This window comes from Aporhodopirellula aestuarii, assembly GCF_023701485.1.
Classification (GTDB): domain Bacteria; phylum Planctomycetota; class Planctomycetia; order Pirellulales; family Pirellulaceae; genus Rhodopirellula; species Rhodopirellula aestuarii.
Genome location: NZ_JAMQBK010000007.1, coordinates 30,924 through 47,554, shown reverse-complemented (window position 1 = coordinate 47,554; position 16,631 = coordinate 30,924). Strand labels below are relative to the sequence as shown.

At 57.6% G+C, this 16,631-nt stretch carries 7 protein-coding genes; all 7 read right to left on the bottom strand.

The features are described from left to right. Nucleotides 1-13: 13 nt before the first annotated feature. Nucleotides 14-1,708 (bottom strand): S41 family peptidase, encoded by a 1,695-nt coding sequence (locus NB063_RS01550; protein WP_250926972.1) that lies wholly within the window; start codon nt 1,706-1,708, stop codon nt 14-16. 577 nt (nt 1,709-2,285) lie between these two features. Then, nucleotides 2,286-6,068, bottom strand: coding sequence for a DUF4347 domain-containing protein (locus NB063_RS01545; protein ID WP_407652521.1), 3,783 nt, complete (start codon nt 6,066-6,068; stop codon nt 2,286-2,288). Nucleotides 6,069-6,297: 229 nt separating this feature from the next. Further along, nucleotides 6,298-7,509 (bottom strand): type II secretion system F family protein, encoded by a 1,212-nt coding sequence (locus NB063_RS01540; protein WP_250926971.1) that lies wholly within the window; start codon nt 7,507-7,509, stop codon nt 6,298-6,300. A gap of 93 nt (nt 7,510-7,602) precedes the next feature. Further along, nucleotides 7,603-9,294: a GspE/PulE family protein gene (locus NB063_RS01535; protein ID WP_250926970.1), complete on the bottom strand. Its 1,692-nt coding sequence runs from the start codon at nt 9,292-9,294 to the stop codon at nt 7,603-7,605. Continuing rightward, entirely contained in the window at nt 9,291-12,335 is a 3,045-nt protein-coding gene (locus NB063_RS01530) for a secretin N-terminal domain-containing protein (RefSeq protein ID WP_250926969.1), read from the bottom strand. Before NB063_RS01530 ends, NB063_RS01535 begins: the two co-directional genes overlap by 4 nt. Before the next feature lie 249 nt (nt 12,336-12,584). After that, on the bottom strand, nt 12,585-13,385 hold the full coding sequence (locus tag NB063_RS01525; protein WP_250926968.1) for a hypothetical protein: 801 nt from the start codon (nt 13,383-13,385) through the stop codon (nt 12,585-12,587). A gap of 44 nt (nt 13,386-13,429) precedes the next feature. Further along, on the bottom strand, nt 13,430-16,618 hold the full coding sequence (locus NB063_RS01520; protein ID WP_250926967.1) for a M20/M25/M40 family metallo-hydrolase: 3,189 nt from the start codon (nt 16,616-16,618) through the stop codon (nt 13,430-13,432). Nucleotides 16,619-16,631 lie beyond the last annotated feature (13 nt).

The following is a 16,631-nucleotide window of genomic DNA, read 5'->3' as shown; positions in this document are numbered from 1 at the left end:
GAAAAAGTCGAGCTTAGAAGCCCGAAGCACTCAGGTGTTCGATGGCTTTTTGCAAGATCGAATCATCGAGCTCCGTTGTCAAACGGCCTTGGTCGTCGGGTCGTGCGGCGATGTAGGTAGGCGGCACAACGATGTTCGGCTCGACTCCGTTGCGGCTGATGGCTTTGCCGCTCGGTGAGTAGAACTTCGCCGTCGTGAGACACAATCCGAACTTCGCCGACTGCATGCGGAAGATTCCCTGCACGCTGCCTTTGCCATAGCTCGTTTCCCCGATCACCGTTCCGCGCTCGCTGTCGTGAATCGCACCTGAAAAAATCTCGCTGGCACTCGCACTGTTACGATCGATCAAGACGACCATCGGCACATCCCATGTGTTGGGGCGATGGGCGGCATAGTCGAAGTTCTCGCGAGCGTTGCGGCCTCGCGTCGTCACAATCCGTCCATCACTCATGAATCGATCCGCAACCTCGACGGCGGCCGACAACAACCCGCCAGGATTGTCCCGCAAGTCCAAGATGAGCGATCGCATTCCGTCTCGGTGCAATGCCCACAACGCTTGCTCGACTTCGCGAGGTGTGGTTTTCTGAAAGTTCGTGAGTCGGAAGTATCCGATGCCTTTGGCACGATCGACGATGTGGACATTCTCGACACAGGGCACGTCAACACGTCGACGCGTGACAACGAGTTCTTGTTGTGAACGATCCGCCTTCAAAATCGTCAATTTGGCGACCGTCCCCTCGGGACCTCGCAGCAAGTCCGCGATGTAATCAGGGTCTTGTTCGTCGGCACGATTGGCACCGACGGCGAGGATCCGATCCCCCGCCACGATTCCCGCTTCGGCTGCCGGGCCGCCCGGGATTACCGAGAGAATCAACAATGATTTTTCGGCTGCCTTGAGCTCCACGCCGAGGCCGACGAAGTTACCTTCGATCGTCGAGAACATCTCATCGAGCTGGCCAGGCGAAAGCAAACGTGTGTAAGTATCGAGCGTCGACACGGCGCCACTGACGTATTCGAGTACCGTGGCGGTTCCGGCAACGCCGAGTTCCTCGTGCGCCATGCTCGCCACCAAACTGACCGTCGAACGCAAGTCGAATCGACTTTGAGTCGAACGTTCCGCAATACGGTGATGGATGGCTTGGCGGAACGCTTCGATGCGATCGCGTTTATCGCTCCCGACGAGCCGATCGACAAACGCCGGCTCGGTCAATGCCACCTCCAGCGCGGCGGTGCCGTGCAACAAGACGCGTGACCACTCGATCGTTTCGACGTAGTGGGTTTGCAGGTTCGCAAGAATTTCGCTGTACAGGTCCAGCGTCTGGGACGTGGTCATCTCACGAATGCTCGCCAGATATGTCTTGTCTTCGTAGCGTCGTTTGACGTCGAAGTGCAGACGGCTGATCAACAACCGTTGATATAAAACCCGATCTTCCGGATAAGCCCGTGTTGCCGCATCGTAGTGGTCGATCGCGTCGCCCCACTGACCCGCACGCTCGAGGGCTAAGCCATCCTCAAGGGATCGGTTTCGAGCCGTTTGAGTGTCGAGCGTTTGCGTGATGCTGCTGCCGCCGTTAGCGACCGCATCCACCGCACCAGCGGGCTGCACGAACGACAGTTGAATCGTGGTCAACAGAACCAACGATCCCAACGCAATTCCTACGCGACGACAACGCGAAGAACGACACGATACGCTTGACAACAAATCCATGCGGAATATCCATTGGAGTGTCTGGGCGGTGGGGGGAACGCTGCGTAATCGACACTCGAGAAGACGCGGCTGAGCAAACTTAGGTCACGATTGGTGCCCGGTCAAAAAACCGCGCCGAAAAAAAACCGCTCCATTTCCCCCAATCCGAACCAACCGACCTGAGGGGGTACGATCGAGTCGATTAGGACGATCAAGAGACGAACACCTCGGTGACCTTGTCTCAAGAAAGTGGTGAGCGAAGTCGCCCCCGGTTTCGCGAAGCCTTGTTGGGCAACGACAGAGGGGCAGATCTTTCGGCTGTGCTAGCGCTTCCGCTGCGCTGAGAAAGAAACCGGCATCCATACGTGTTTCACAAATTGCGTCGTGAAACACCAAACTCACATCATTGTAAGCCTGCCAGGTCTCTTTGGCGTCGAGATATTAATAGACAGTGTCACCGCAGCGGGCAAGGATCACACACCGCGATCGAACATCGCCAACTCCGTTCGCAAGCCAATTCCCGCCGAAAACGCACCTAAACGGGACTCGAAAACTCGCGCCAAATTCGCCGTCACGACCTCATTTGCCAGACAAACGGCTAAATGAGTTCCCAGCGACCGACTTGGCCGTAATGCAGATTAACGAAATACAGTACATCGTCTGGTCCCTGGCTGATCGCAACAACAACGTTTGCACCGGTTACGAAAGTTTGAACGTCGATCACGTTACCTTCCGCATCAAGCGACGCGTGGCGGACAATGCCCTGGCCGAGATCGTTAAAGAACAAATCACCGTCGAATTCGTCGCCATAGTAAGTGCCACGATAAACGTCGCCCATCACGATCGCATTGATCCCGTCGGTCTGATGATTGAGCGCATAGATGGACGCGTCCACGGCCACGCTTTGTGCAAAGAAGGCTTGGCCTTCGGGTGTGTCACGGTACCCGGTGTTCACTTCACTCGTTCCGTTACCGCCTTCGTAGAACGGCCACCCGAAATTCGCCCCGGCTTCACCCGCGTTAATCTCTTCCCACGTCGTCCAACCCACATCACCCACATAGAGCTGCCCGGTTAACGGATCGACCGACATTCGGAATGGGTTTCGCAACCCGAGCTGATAGACCTTGCTGCGGTTGGCGTCCAAATCCGCTTCAGCAAATGGATTGTCCGCCAATCCTTGCCCGGTGATCGGATCGATTCGCAGCACCTTGCCCGAAAGGCTGTTGACGTCCTGCACCCGATCCGCCCTCACGTCAACGCGGTTGTAGCTCGCACCGTCGCCAATCGAAACAAACAGGGATCCATCATTGGCAAACGCCAGCGCTCCGACGGTGTGCGATTCGCTATCGCTCGGGATAAAGTCTTCGAGGAATCCCCCCTCTTCCGTTTCACCCGCGGGCGGTTCTGTGAAATCAATGGTGCTGTTGGCGAATCCGTTGAAATTTTCCCACGTACTATTTGTTCCCAACAAAATCACTTCACTGCCCGGGACCGCGGTGAGATAGCCGTTCTCCACATCAGCGGTGACGCGGATCAAGCGGCCCGCACGGTTGCCATTCCCGTCTGGTCCCGCCAACGTCCCCGCAGCTTGGTTGTATACCTCGGGAGGATCATAAGTGAACAACAAATAAACGTACGGGTTGTTTTCGAAATCGGGATGAACGGCGATATCTAGCAATCCTCGGTCACGCGTGTTGTTCACCATTGCTGAGATATCGATAAATGGGGTCGACGCGATGCTCTCACCGACACGTGCTTGAACCGTACCGCCCTTCTCTGCAATCAACATGGTACCGTCAGGCAACCAATCGATCGCGAGCGGTTGGTTCAATTCCGTCTCCAGGACCAATGCATAGACTGTATCGGGCTGCTCGGCAGGCGGATCCAACGCCGGAGCTTGCTGGTCGAGCGTCCAATTTCGGATTCGATGCGAGTTCTCGAGTCCACCGGTCGCGGCAGTGAAGCCGACGTAAGCGGCGTCGCCCACGACGTCCGACAAATCGACCGTCGCTTTCATCGATGCCAACGCCGGCTTGTCGGGTGTGGCAGAGAGATAAACCGAAAGATTATTACTGACACCATTGTAGTCGACCCAGGCGTAGTAGCGTTCCCCGTCATTCAGGTCAAAATCTGGAATCGTCGATTTGAGACTATTGAGAACCGTTCCGGAAATGATCGATATGTGGTTTCCGTTTACTTCGTGATCACCGTTGTAATAGGTATCAAACTCCACCGCGACCGAATTCGTGATCCCCTCGTATCCCAAAAGACTACCACTGCCACCGATCGCGGCGGCGCCGCGAGGGTCATTTTGAATAGTAAACGTCAGCCCGTCGGCGCCGTTGGCCTCGGCACCGCCGGTGATTTCAAAACTAAATGCGGACCGAAAAGACGCGTTCTGGTCGAGTTGGATCGGAGAACTATAAAAAGCGCTGCCTGCCTGGTCAAAATCATCCGTTGTCAATTCGAGAGAAGCACCCGTGCGACGGGCATCACCCGTCAGCACCAACCCCGCGACCGAGGTGAAATCGGCGTAGCTGGGAAGTTCAGTGTCATCGTCCACGATCGTCACCGTCGCCGTACGCGGAACCAACAGCGTCGCCCCGCCGGTCACATTATCGATCGTGACGTTAAACGACTCGTTCGATTCGATCGTATCGTCGACGCTGATCGGGATGACAATCGATTGAGTGGTTTCCCCATCAGCGAAAGTTAATGTGCCTTGACTGGCCTCATAGTCACTACCCGCAACCGCCGTCCCGTCCTGCGTTTCATAATCCACGGTAACGACGCCGTCGCTGCCGCCGGTGCGTATCACCTCGACGCTAACCGTCCCCGCTGATTCATCAATCGTGATGTTGCTGGTCTGCAACGATATCACACCCGCGGAGGTCGCGGCGCCGTATTGGAAGTAACCGTTGGAGTGAAGCGATTCGTCTTGCTTGTAACCTGGAGTGATCCCGCCGTCTTGATACGTTCCGGTTGAATACACATTGGGTGCCTCGGTCTCATAGACCCCACCGTCGATGACCACGCGATCAACACGCAAGTTCCGATCGACCTCGCCATCATTGATGTAAAGATCATTGGTAAACCGAATTTGAACTTGATCGATGCTCACCTGAGACGTCGGTGTGTAGTCGTATCGCACGAAATCGCGACCGTACGCGTCCCCACCAATGTTGTTCCAAGATTGCGCGAGCGATCCGTCGATCCATAACTCCATCTGCTCGCTGTTTTCGTTTCCAGCGGCATAGATCGAAATGAGGCTCGGTACTTCGGAGTTATCGAAGTATTCGAAATAGCCGTCCCCGTGCAACCACTCGCTCTGACGGTATCCCGGTACGATTCCGTCGGCGGGAAGCCATGTTCCCGTGCCATACACCAGCGGGTCTTCAGACTGCACAGTGCGGCCATTGACGACAACTCGATCCACCCGCAAATTTCGGTCGTAGTTTTGCGACGGTTCGTAAACGTCATTGGTAAAGAAAATCCGCACTTGGTCTGCCGTCGCATCCGCAGCACCGGTGTACGTGAACTCTTGAAAGACTCCCGCATCAGCGTCACCGCCGACGTTATTCCACGTTTGAACGACCGTCCCGTCCACTTCCAACTTCATTTGCTCTTCACCGGTAGCTCCGGCTGCGAAGACCGTGATTGGCAACACGGTTTGAACGTGACGCAAATCCATCGAAGAGGCAAACAGGCTCGATTCGATCAAGCCGGTCGTCTTCTCGAGCATCCAATCGCCGCCGAGTTGCTCAAAACCGGTGGCATCGTCGGACGCCGCAATATCCGCTCCCGTTTGTCGAGCGAGCGCACGCAGCAACTGATCACCTTCGCCCCCTGCTCCCACCTCGCATCCGTACAACAAGATGTCAGCATTGCTGACCATGTGGCTGCTCCAGGATTTCAGGTCGACGGCATGTCGGCTGATCGATTCGGCATCAATTGTCTGCCCGCCGAGTCGCAGTTTACCTGCATCACCGTGAGAAACGATGTGCACGGCCGCGATGTCCGAACGGTTGCGAATCACCGATGTCATTTGCGAAATCGGGTCCGAGCCCGATTCGATGAGAACGACCTCCACACCTGACCGGACCAACGAAGCGAGCTGTCCATGAGTGTCGACGTCCGCATCGATGAAGGCGATTTCGGTCGACGAGTTGTCGCGAGTCACCGCATCAACAACGTGCGTCTCTGCGGCATGTTCCGACGGCTCTGCCGCCGATTCCACCGCGACCGCCACCTCGGCACCTGCGTCCCCCGCGAGCATCCACCGTGGTTCGAGTTGAGTGACGGACCAACTCGGATGGATGTCTGATTGGCGAAGGTTTCGTTTTGAGGACCGACGAGAGCGGGAGAAGGGCTTAAAGGTCATTTCAGCGGCGCTCGTATTCCAAAAGGGGGGACGTTGCATCCAACGTATACTAAACCCCCGCAGAACCGATTCAAACTACCTAGGCCTCACAAACCACGCTTTCTGTCGATTTTGAACTATTGCTCTCCTCTGACGCGGTCAATCGCGGCCCGGTGGGAGGCCCAACGGCGCTCTCGGAGTTTGCGTGCATATCCGCGTTGATTCGGTGAACAGGTCACCGAATGACCAACTACAGCGTCGTGCTGCTCTTGAGCACCGGAACGAGCAACGCGAGCACCACGGCGAGAACCATGATCGCCATGATCAGCAACATGATCGGCTCGAGCAGACGCACGAACAGATCGAGCCGCCGGAACGTTCGCTTTTCCAGCGAGTCGGCAATTTCCGGCAGAACGCGATCGAGCGAGTTGCTCTCTTCACCCACGCGGATCATTTCGACCACCGCCATCGGGAAATAGCCCGAGTCGCCGAGCGGTTTGGCGAGGCTCTCACCACTGCGGATATTGTCGGTCGCGTCGCCGATCGATTGGCTGAGCAGTCGGTTACCCGTCGCACTGCGGCTGATGTCGAGCGATTTCAGGATCGGTACACCGTTACCGAGTAGGGTACCGAGCACGCGACAAAATCTGGCGACCGAAAGATTCATCAGAATATCGCCCAAAACCGGGATTTTGAGTTTCCAACGATCCGCGCGTTCTTTCCCGGCTTCGGTTTGCAAGTGCATGCGGATTGCGACGATCCCGGCAAGCATTGCGATCAAGATCAGCCAGCCCCAGTTCTGCAAGAAATGGCTTAGGACGAGCAACCATTCGGTCATCGCGGGCATCTCATCTTTCTTCCGCAGCCGATCGAATAACTTGTCGAACTTCGGAACAAAGAACACCAACAACCCCGAAACGACGACGGTCCCGACCGCGAATAGGAACGTCGGGTACGCCATCGCACTGACGGTGCGTCCCTTGAGGTCTTCCTGCAATTCGGTGAATACGCTCACGCGATCCAGAGCGTCTTCGAGGAAACCGCCCTCGGTCCCCGCCCGCACCATGTTGATCGCCATGTCGCTGAACACGCCCGGATAACGAGCCATCGCATCACCGAGCGTCTCACCATCTTCGACGCGTGTCTTGATCTCGTTCATGACCTCACCGAGCACCGGCGCGGTCGATTGACTGCCCAGCAAGGTGAGCGACCGAATCATCGGCACGCCGCTGCGGAGCAACGAGGCGAGTTGGCTGTAGACGACAGCCATCGTTTGCCCTTTGACCTTCTTCTTGCCACCACGAAACAAACTCATTCCGCCCGCGGATTGTTCAACGATCTTGGTCGGGAACAATTCCTGTCCGGAAAGTAGCGCCGTGGCCTCACGCGCAGTTCCAGCCACAATGGTGCCTGTCACCATTTTTCCGGAAAGATCGCGGGCGGAGTAATTGAAGGAAGGCAAAGGTCGGTGGGGTTGCTTAGTGGAGAGGTGAATATTCTTGGAGTGGATCAGATGTGACCGCTAGCATAGCGGCGGGCTGCCGCCATGGCACGCCTAAAGGGCTTCGCCTTTGGTCACACGCAACACTTCGTCAATGCTGGTCACGCCAGCGACGGCTTTGTCCCACGCATCCATACGAAGCGTTCGCATCCCTTCGGCAACCGCGGCGCGGCGGATATCCCAGCTGCTGGCTCGGGCTTGGGCCAATTCGCGGATCGGTTCGCTCGAGACGAGCAATTCGTAGATACCGAGTCGTCCTGAATATCCCACGTTTCGACATTCCCGACATCCAACGCTGCGGTACAGCGGGCCGCCGGCCAATTCGTCGAATGGGAAGTCCTTCGGCAGCTCGGCTCGGTCGGGTTTGTAGGCTTCTTTGCAATGCGGACAGAGTCGCCGCAGCAGACGTTGAGCCATGACGGCTTCGACGGTTCCGGCAACCAAGAACGGCTCGACGCCCATGTCAACCATCCGCGTGAAAGCCCCCGCGGCGTCATTGGTGTGCAGCGTGCTAAACACCAAGTGCCCCGTTAGAGACGCCTGCGTCGCATTTTCGGCGGTTTCCAAGTCACGAATTTCCCCCACCAGCACGATGTCGGGGTCGTGACGCAAAATACTCCGCAACGAAGCGGCGAACGTCAGCCCAATTTTGGCGTGAACCTGGATTTGGTTGATGCCATCGAGTTGGTACTCGACCGGGTCTTCCGTCGTAATGATTTTGTTTTCGGGACTCTTGATCTCGAGCAGGCTGCTGTACAGCGTTGTCGTTTTACCGCTACCGGTTGGCCCGGTGACCAACACAATTCCGTGTGGCATCCGGATCAAGTTTTTGAACCGACTGTAGATTTCCTCCGACATCCCCAACCCTTTGAGGTCGAAGACCATCGACGACTTATCGAGCACCCGCATGACGAGGCCTTCGCCGTGAATCATCGGGATCACGCTCAAACGAATATCAACTTCGCGGCCGTGCACCCGCAGACGGATGCGGCCGTCTTGTGGCAAACGTTTTTCCGCGATGTTCAGTCGAGCCATGATCTTCAAACGGCTAATGATCGCCGCTTGGAAACGATTGATCTCGGGAGGCACCGGTTGCGGATGCAGGATTCCGTCGATTCGATACCGAATCACCAACCCGTCGGATTGCGATTCGATGTGAATATCGCTCGCCCGTGAGTCGACCGCTTCGGTCAAAATCTCATTGACCAGTCGCACGACCGAGGCTTCCTGAGCCATCTCGCTCAGTTCACTGCCGTCCGTCTCGATGCTTTCGAGCAGTTCGATTTCTTCATCGCCCGCAGCGGCGACGAGCCCTTCGATCGTTTCGCTACCGACGCCTAAATGTTTCTTAACGAGCCGGTTGATTTCAGCGCGTTCGGCCACCACCGGAGTGACGGTTTTACCACTCGCCGCACAGGCTTCATCGAGCGGATAAAGATCGAAGGGATCCGGCGTCGCGACGCGTAACCCACCGTCGGCCCATCCGATCGGAAACAGCGAATGACGGTAGATGAGTTTTTGCGGGAAACCTTGCAGAGCCGACAGATCAATTTCAGCGGTACGGAGATCGATGAACTCGAGCCCGACTTCATCGGCAATCGCCGAGAGTGCTTCGCGCGCAGACAGGTATCCGAGGGCGACCGCATTGTCGACGATCGACGCCGGATCGCCGCTCCGACTCTGTTCGAGTTGTTGTGCCGAGAGCAACCCTCGCCTACGTAAAATCTCCGCCGCGTGCATGATCATCGTCCGCGTCCTCCTCGGCCGCCCGTGTTTCCGCCGCCACCGCCGCCACGGGTTGATCCGCCACCGCCGCCGCGACCTGTATCACCTCCGCCACGGCCGGTATCACCGCCTCCACCGCGTCCGGTATCACCGCCGCCGAATCGCGATCGGAAGTATTCGATTCGTCGCTGAATCTCCTCCGGCGAACTCCCCGTTGAAGAACTCGACGATCCTGACGACTGGCCGTTCGCTGAGGAACTCGTCGAAGTCGACGATGCCGTCGTCGGCTGCTTGCCGGTGACCGACTGGAGTGCCTGCAACATGATTTCGGGACGCACCGAACCACCCATCGCGACGACTTCGACGCGTTGTTCGCTTTCGAGTCCTTGTTGGTCGAGCGTCTCGACGAGTTCACGCACGGATTGCAAATTTTGCGGCGTTGCCGTGACAACGAGCGAATTGCTGCGTTCATCAACGGCGACAATAATCTTGCTCGCTTCGCTCTTCGGAGTCGCTTGGGCGCTGCCACCGCCTCCTCGACCGCCCCGTCCGCCGCCACGCAACGCCTCGAGCAGGTCTTGTGGGTTCGGCTGGTTGTTCCGCCCGCCGTTGCCGCTTTGACTGGTGTCATTGATCAGGTCGGCGAACACCGCCGTCACAATTTTTGCAACCGCGGCGGCGTCTTGGTACACGACCGGAATCAACGTCGGACGGGCTATGGTTTGAATCGTTTCGGGGCTCTCTTCGCGATCAATTTCCTGCAACACCGTGCGGATGAAATCGAGATCCGCAGGCGGAGCTTGGACGATCAAAGCGTTGAGTCGGTTGTCAGGGACAATATTCACGCTGCCGCGGCTGGTCAAAATCGTACGGGTTTCGGACGTTTCGCCACCACCACCGCCGCCCATTCCCAACAGACCACCGAGCATTCCGCCGCCGATGCCACCCATCATCGATTCCGTAAGCGAGGCCGCCGAACCGCTGGCATCGGCACCGCCGAGCACGCCCGCAACCAATTCAGAAGCAACGTCCGCTTTGATAAACCGAAGCCAGAAAATGGTGGGCAAATCCGAGGCGAAGGTCGATTCCGCACTCAGCGAAGTGACAAGTTGTTCCATCAAATCCAACGCGTTCGGATCCCGTGACGCGATCACGATTCCGGCAGACGTCATTTGAATGATGATGTCGTCGCCCGAGTAGTCCGCCTCGGCTTGAGCATCGGCCGTAACCACCGTCTCTGCGGCAGCGTCGGAATCTTGCGATGCATCCGAATCAGATGTTGCGGTGGCGGGATATTGCCACACCAACGTTTGATCTCGGATGCCATACGAAACGCTCGTGTCCTCAATTTGCGATGACTCGGACTGATTGTTCGGAACGTTGATGGTGTTGGGCGGATTGTTGTCGCGTGACTCCTGACGATCTTGAGCGGCCGATGGCGTGATCACGCGAATCCGATTTCCTCGCCCGGTCAGTGGCCAGAGGCTTTCGATCTGCCGCAGCGTTTCCGACGCCGCCGAGCCCGTTAACGGCAGGATTCGCACGTTGTCGCCGAGACCTCCCGCCAAGGGATCGTTTTCCAACTCTGCGATCAGTCGTTTGACTGAATTGATTTGGTCCGTGGTTCCTCGCACCCACAAACGCCCCGTAACCGGGTCACCATCGACAACAGGTCCATTGCCGCCACCAGCCTCGGTGATGCCAAAGAATTTATTGATCGTGAGCAATGCCTGTGCGGGTTCGAGTCGCTTGAGGTCGATGATCGTGAAGTCGCGGCCGCTGCCTTCGAGTTCCGCAATCGTCCTGGCGATCGTTGCTTGCGTTTCGGGACGGCCAAATGCGATGACCGCACCACGATTGGCGTCGATCGCGAGCCGTGCGTCGGGAGTGCCGGCGATCAGCGTTTGCAGCACGTCATAAACGGTTTGCAAATCAGCCGAAGATACCGGGTGAGTGCGAAGTTCAGGCGTCACCTGAGCCGTGTCGACTTCCTCGCCTTCGCCCGGGAAGGGCCGGTCAGCTTTTTCGATCACGCTCTCGAGCAGATCGAGTTTGGATTGGTTGCCAGTCGCGAAGATGCGATCGCCGTAAAGCGAAACCGACAAACGAATGTCTTCGCTCGCGTTCGTCCCAGGCTCCAAACCGAGCAACGGGCGTGCGATCTCGAGTACCTCTTCGGCGGCACGATGTTTGAGATTAATTTCGACCACGCTCGACTGAGCTTGGGTTGCGGCGCGGAGCACCTGGTCGATCACCTTCAATTTACCAACGGTCTCGGTCACGACGACTTGGCGGGCTCCGGCGAGCACGTTGATACGTCCCCAGGGGCCGATAATTTGCGACAATTCCTCTCGGGCTTGGTCAGGCGAAACCGATCCAAGCGGGAAAACACATCGCACGATGTCACTATTGCCACGTTCGTCAAACGATTCGGGAGTGACGAGCTCAGCCATTTCGGAAATCAGTTTCTCGGCATTGTCGGCTTCCAAATCGACGAGCAACAGCATCCGGCCACGACGCACAACAGCCCACCCACGATCGAGCAGCAAGCGATTGATCAGGTCCAATCCCTCAGACACGGTGTAGACCTTGGTCGGATCGGCAAAATTAACCGTTCCGGCGGGGGCCGTATCGATCTGCAACGACAGATCGGCCTCGTCGGCCAGCCAATGCAGCACGTCTGCCCAACGGGCTCCGGCGAAATTGAATTGCAATCCCTTCTTTCCGTCCGATGCCAGCAACTCAGGTTTCTCTGGCTCAGCGGCGGGAGGCGTCTGGTCTGCGGGGGGGGCGGGAGCAACCGGCGATGGTGCGGGGGTCGCCTCCAGCTTCGTTTCGGCAACCGGCTCACTCGCCGCAGGTTGTTCCTCTGCGGGCGATTCCGCCGCGGGCGTCTCCACCCCAGTTTCCGCCGACGCGGTGTCCTCGGCAGGCTTCGCGGTCGATTCTTCGGATGTCTGTGCGTTAGACGTGGAAATGCCCATGACGCAGACCGTTGCGATCATGATCGCAATCAGAACGAAACGAACCGGACGAGCATGAGGAGAAGAGATGAGTGGCATTTCGCGGCAGGTTTTGAGAAAAGGAGTGCGGTGCGGGACAGCCGGCCGGACTGGAGCATATCAGTCTAGTTAATCTGGCAGATTCACCCAGCAAAAAGTGAGGCGAACCCAAACCAAACGCATGTTCTGAACCGGTTACGACGGTTTCAACCCCGTCACCCTGGCGAAGTTCCGTGCATTAACAATGTGCGACAGAAGCCGTGCGTTCTCCCGCTTCTGCGCACAAACACCGCCCCCGGCGTCGCCCGCCTAATACCGAAGCCACTCGCTCAGCTCGCCGGACTCTGGAACCGCGAGTCGCCCGTGATTGGTTTGTCGATCGAGCTCTTGGTAGCGAATGCCCACCAAATCGACGATCCGCTGAAACTCGGCATTCACGATTTCCTCGAGCCATGGCTGCGCGTCCGCCCCGCTGAAATATTTCAGCGGCGAACCGCTCCCTAACCATGACGATGGCATCCGTCGCTGGGCCGCTCTGATCAACGGTTCACTCTCCTCCCGCGTCAGAACAATTCGCCTATGCGTGTTGACCGCCTTGACGAACTGGGCAGTTAGCCGCGGGTCGCACGACAATCGCACATGGTCAAATTCGTGACGTACCAGCGGGGCGTCCCAAAACGATTCAGGTTCGGGCATCCTCAGCAGCCAAACCTGATGGCTGACGTCGAGCCGCAACCGATCGTATCCCACCTGAATCGCTAGCCGCTGAGACGCTGGCGGTCCATCCCATCCCCATCGACAGCGTGTTTTGAACGAATAGCTCAATCGAAACTGCGTCTCCGCATCGAACTTTCGTCCTCCCACCCCCGTTGACCGACTCGGATTGACGACCGAAGGCCGTTCGCCGCCGACCAGGAAAGTGATCTTTCCTTTGGCGAGCAACGGTTTCAACTCAGCCGGCGGTTCTGGCAAATCGACGAGCGAGAGCGTACGTTGTCCGTGGCGATTGAGACCTTCATCTGCATACGACTCATTCGAAAACACTCCGAGTAGTCCAACCACAACAGCCACGAACACGCCAACGGCATCCAGGTATTGAACTGCCGTCATGCGTAATTCCCCAGCTCGAGCGAATCGGATTGGCATCAATCACCTCAGTCCCTTGATCCAGGTGTGACTTGCAATTGTAAGGTCTCTCCATCGCGGACGACTTCGATCGTGACGGGCTCACCAATCTTCAAAGCCTCGATCGCGTAGGTGTAATCGTTGATGTCTTCGACCACGCGACCGGCGACTCGAACAACAATGTCGCCGCCCCGCATCCCAGCTTCGGCCGCCGGTGCCCCCGCCGTCACACCGCTGAGCCGTTGGCCTTTGACCTCACCCGCAGCGTAGTCGGGGATCGTCCCCAGGTACGCACGTAGCGCCACGCGAGGTTGGTCTTTGCGAGCGTCGCCTTCGTTGAGTTCAAACGCGGGTGGCTGATCGGCGGTCAAAAACCCGCGTGTCAACAAACCGAATAGTCTCGCAATTTTCGCGGCCGCGTCGTAGTTGAGTTTATCCGCCGTGTCACGCGGCGTGTGGTAATCTTCATGGGCTCCCGTAAACGCCGACAAAATCGGCACACCTCGAGCGACAAACGCCGAGGCATCTGTCGGTAACCCCGTACTCGCTTTGTCGAGCTGCAAAGGCAAACCAACCGGCACGTTTCGCCGGCCGACTTCGCCCTCGAAACCTGGCGACGATCCGATCCCTTGGACGATCAGCTTCTTATCCAACCGGCCGACCATGTCGAGGTTCAAATAGACGCCGATCGCGGGCGAGATCGCCGCCGCATCCGGGGTCATCCCATGGGCCGTCGCGATCGCAGCGGCTTGCTCGTCGATCACGGGTTCGGGTGCATCGGGAAATAAGTCGGCAAATTTTTCGACGAAGTACTGTGAGCCGAACAGCCCAAGCTCCTCGCCGCTCCACGCCGCGACCACCAAGTCGCGTTTCATCTTCAATTTGCCTGAACGTCGTTCGGACGCGATTGATTGAGCGATCTCCAACATCGCCGCCACACCGCTTGCGTTGTCATCGGCCCCGTAGTGAATTTGCCCTTCCTCGTCATCACGCGCCAACGAGTTACTGCTGCCGCCACGGCCGAGGTGGTCGACATGAGCACCGACCATCACGAATGGATACGTCGGCTCATCGTTGCTTGCGTCTTCCGACACCGCGTTCTGAGCCGGCAAGCGGGCGATCACATTTCGTCCCGTTCCCGTTTGACGAACGATCTCAATATTCGCGCCGAGCGTGACCCCTTCGATCGCAAACCCCATCGCCAATGATCCGTCGTCGATCGACTTCTGCAACTCGGCAAGGTCTTCTCCTGAGCGGCTGATAATTTTCGACGCGACCTCATTGTTAATCGAAACCGCCGCAATGCTGACTTCGGCCTGCGAAGCGGTTCGATCAAACCGGATCAACTCCCGGTTCACCTTGCTGGTCGGCCCCGACACAAACAGAATCCCGCGGGCGCCGAGATCACGTGCCGTCGTGGCTTTGCGACGCGGCGATCCGTAGCGTGCCATCCACTGACGCGTCTCCGGCGTGATGTCTTGCGGCACATCTCGCAGCACCATCACCCACTTGTCCAACACGTCCAAGTGCACGTAGCTGTCATACTGTTCGTGATTCTCGGTACCTTGGATTTGCAATCCGTAACCAGCGAACACCACCTCAGCCGGCTCGATCTCCCCGGTTTGAGAAAAAGAGAGCGGAGTCCACTCCTCTCCGAGTTCCAAGGTTGCTTCGCTCGACGGGTGCGTTCCCTTTTCGTCTGCGACGATCTTCATCACCGCTTGATTGGATTCGCCCAGCGACGAGCCTGCCGGAAACTCAAACGTCTGATAGAACGAACCGTTCTCACCCGCGCCTCGAAAACCGAGGCTCTCGAGATACGCCGCCACGTACGCGGTCGCCCGGCGTTCGCCTTCGGTACCCGTCATCCGACCGGCCAACTCCTCGCGAGTGAGGTAGTCCACATGCCGCATCACATCACTGGGCCGGTACTCCGGCGCAGTCGCTTGCACATTTTTCAGTGCCAGCGCCGCATCCAGACTCCCGGAATCGTCGACCGAGTCGGTTAACCCGAGCAACTCGCGGGCTTTCGCATCATCGAAATCCGCAAGATAAATTTGCGACGTTCCCTGTTTCGGTTCGTCGTCCTCCATCGCGAGCGTACCATCGGCATTGAGCACCCGATTGCTCGTCCACGACAATTGATCGCCGCTAGGCAAGAAGACCGGCAATCCATCGAACCCGGGCGTCGTCGTCACGCGAACCGGTTCACCTTCGCCGTCCGCACGAACGAGATACAACTCGAAGTTTGCGAACCCGTGACGGTTGGTGGTGAAGATCAAGTAATCACCACTGGGATGAAAAAACGGTGCCCAGCTCATCGCATTCAGACTGGTCAGCCGTTTCACGTCGCTGCCGTCAACGTTCATGGTAAAGATTTCAGCGGTCGCCCCATCGGGCGAAAATCGCCTCCAACAAATTCGTTGACCATCGGGCGAGAAGAACGGACCGCCGTCGTAGCCCGGCTCGTCGGTCAACCGCCGCACCGACCGACCATCGGGCAGCGGTGATCCGTCCGCGTTCATCAAATACAGATCGATCATGAACGCTGGGTCGCGATCGAATAATTCCTTCTCACGCGGGGTTAACTCACGTAAATACGCTTCCCGATTCGACGCGAACACAATCTGCTTGCCGTTTGGGCTATAGCTCCCCTCGGCGTCGTATCCTTCGGCGTTCGTCAAACGGGTCAATCCGTCGGTCGTGCCGTCTTTGATTTGATCAAGGTCGGCCGCATAGAGTTCATAACTCGGGTCATAGTCCCAACTGTACCGGCGTTGTTTCCCCGACTCCCGCAGGGCAATCTCTTCCTGCTGCTTGACTTCCGATTGACCGTCGCCGTGCGTGCTGGCGAATAACACCTTGTCGCCGTCAGGATGAATCCACGCGCAGGTCGTCTTTCCCATCCCCGGACTGACCCGGCGGATATCGCCCGTTTCAAGATCCGTCAGATAGATTTGATAAAACGGATTCGCCGCATCGCGTTCGCTTTGAAAAACCATCTGCGACCCATCTGCGCTGAAATATCCTTCGCCAGCACGCCGTCCTTCGAAAGTCAATTTGCGCGTGTTGGAAAGCAGCAGCGTTTCGTTTTGCACCGAATCATCCGCCGCCGGAGCCGGATTGTCTTCCGCGAACGTAAGACCCCCGTTTGCGACGAAGGCAGTCGCCAACGCTACGGAATAGATTGCCGAGAAGGGAAAGCGGGATGTCAGCATTTTGTCGAGACTG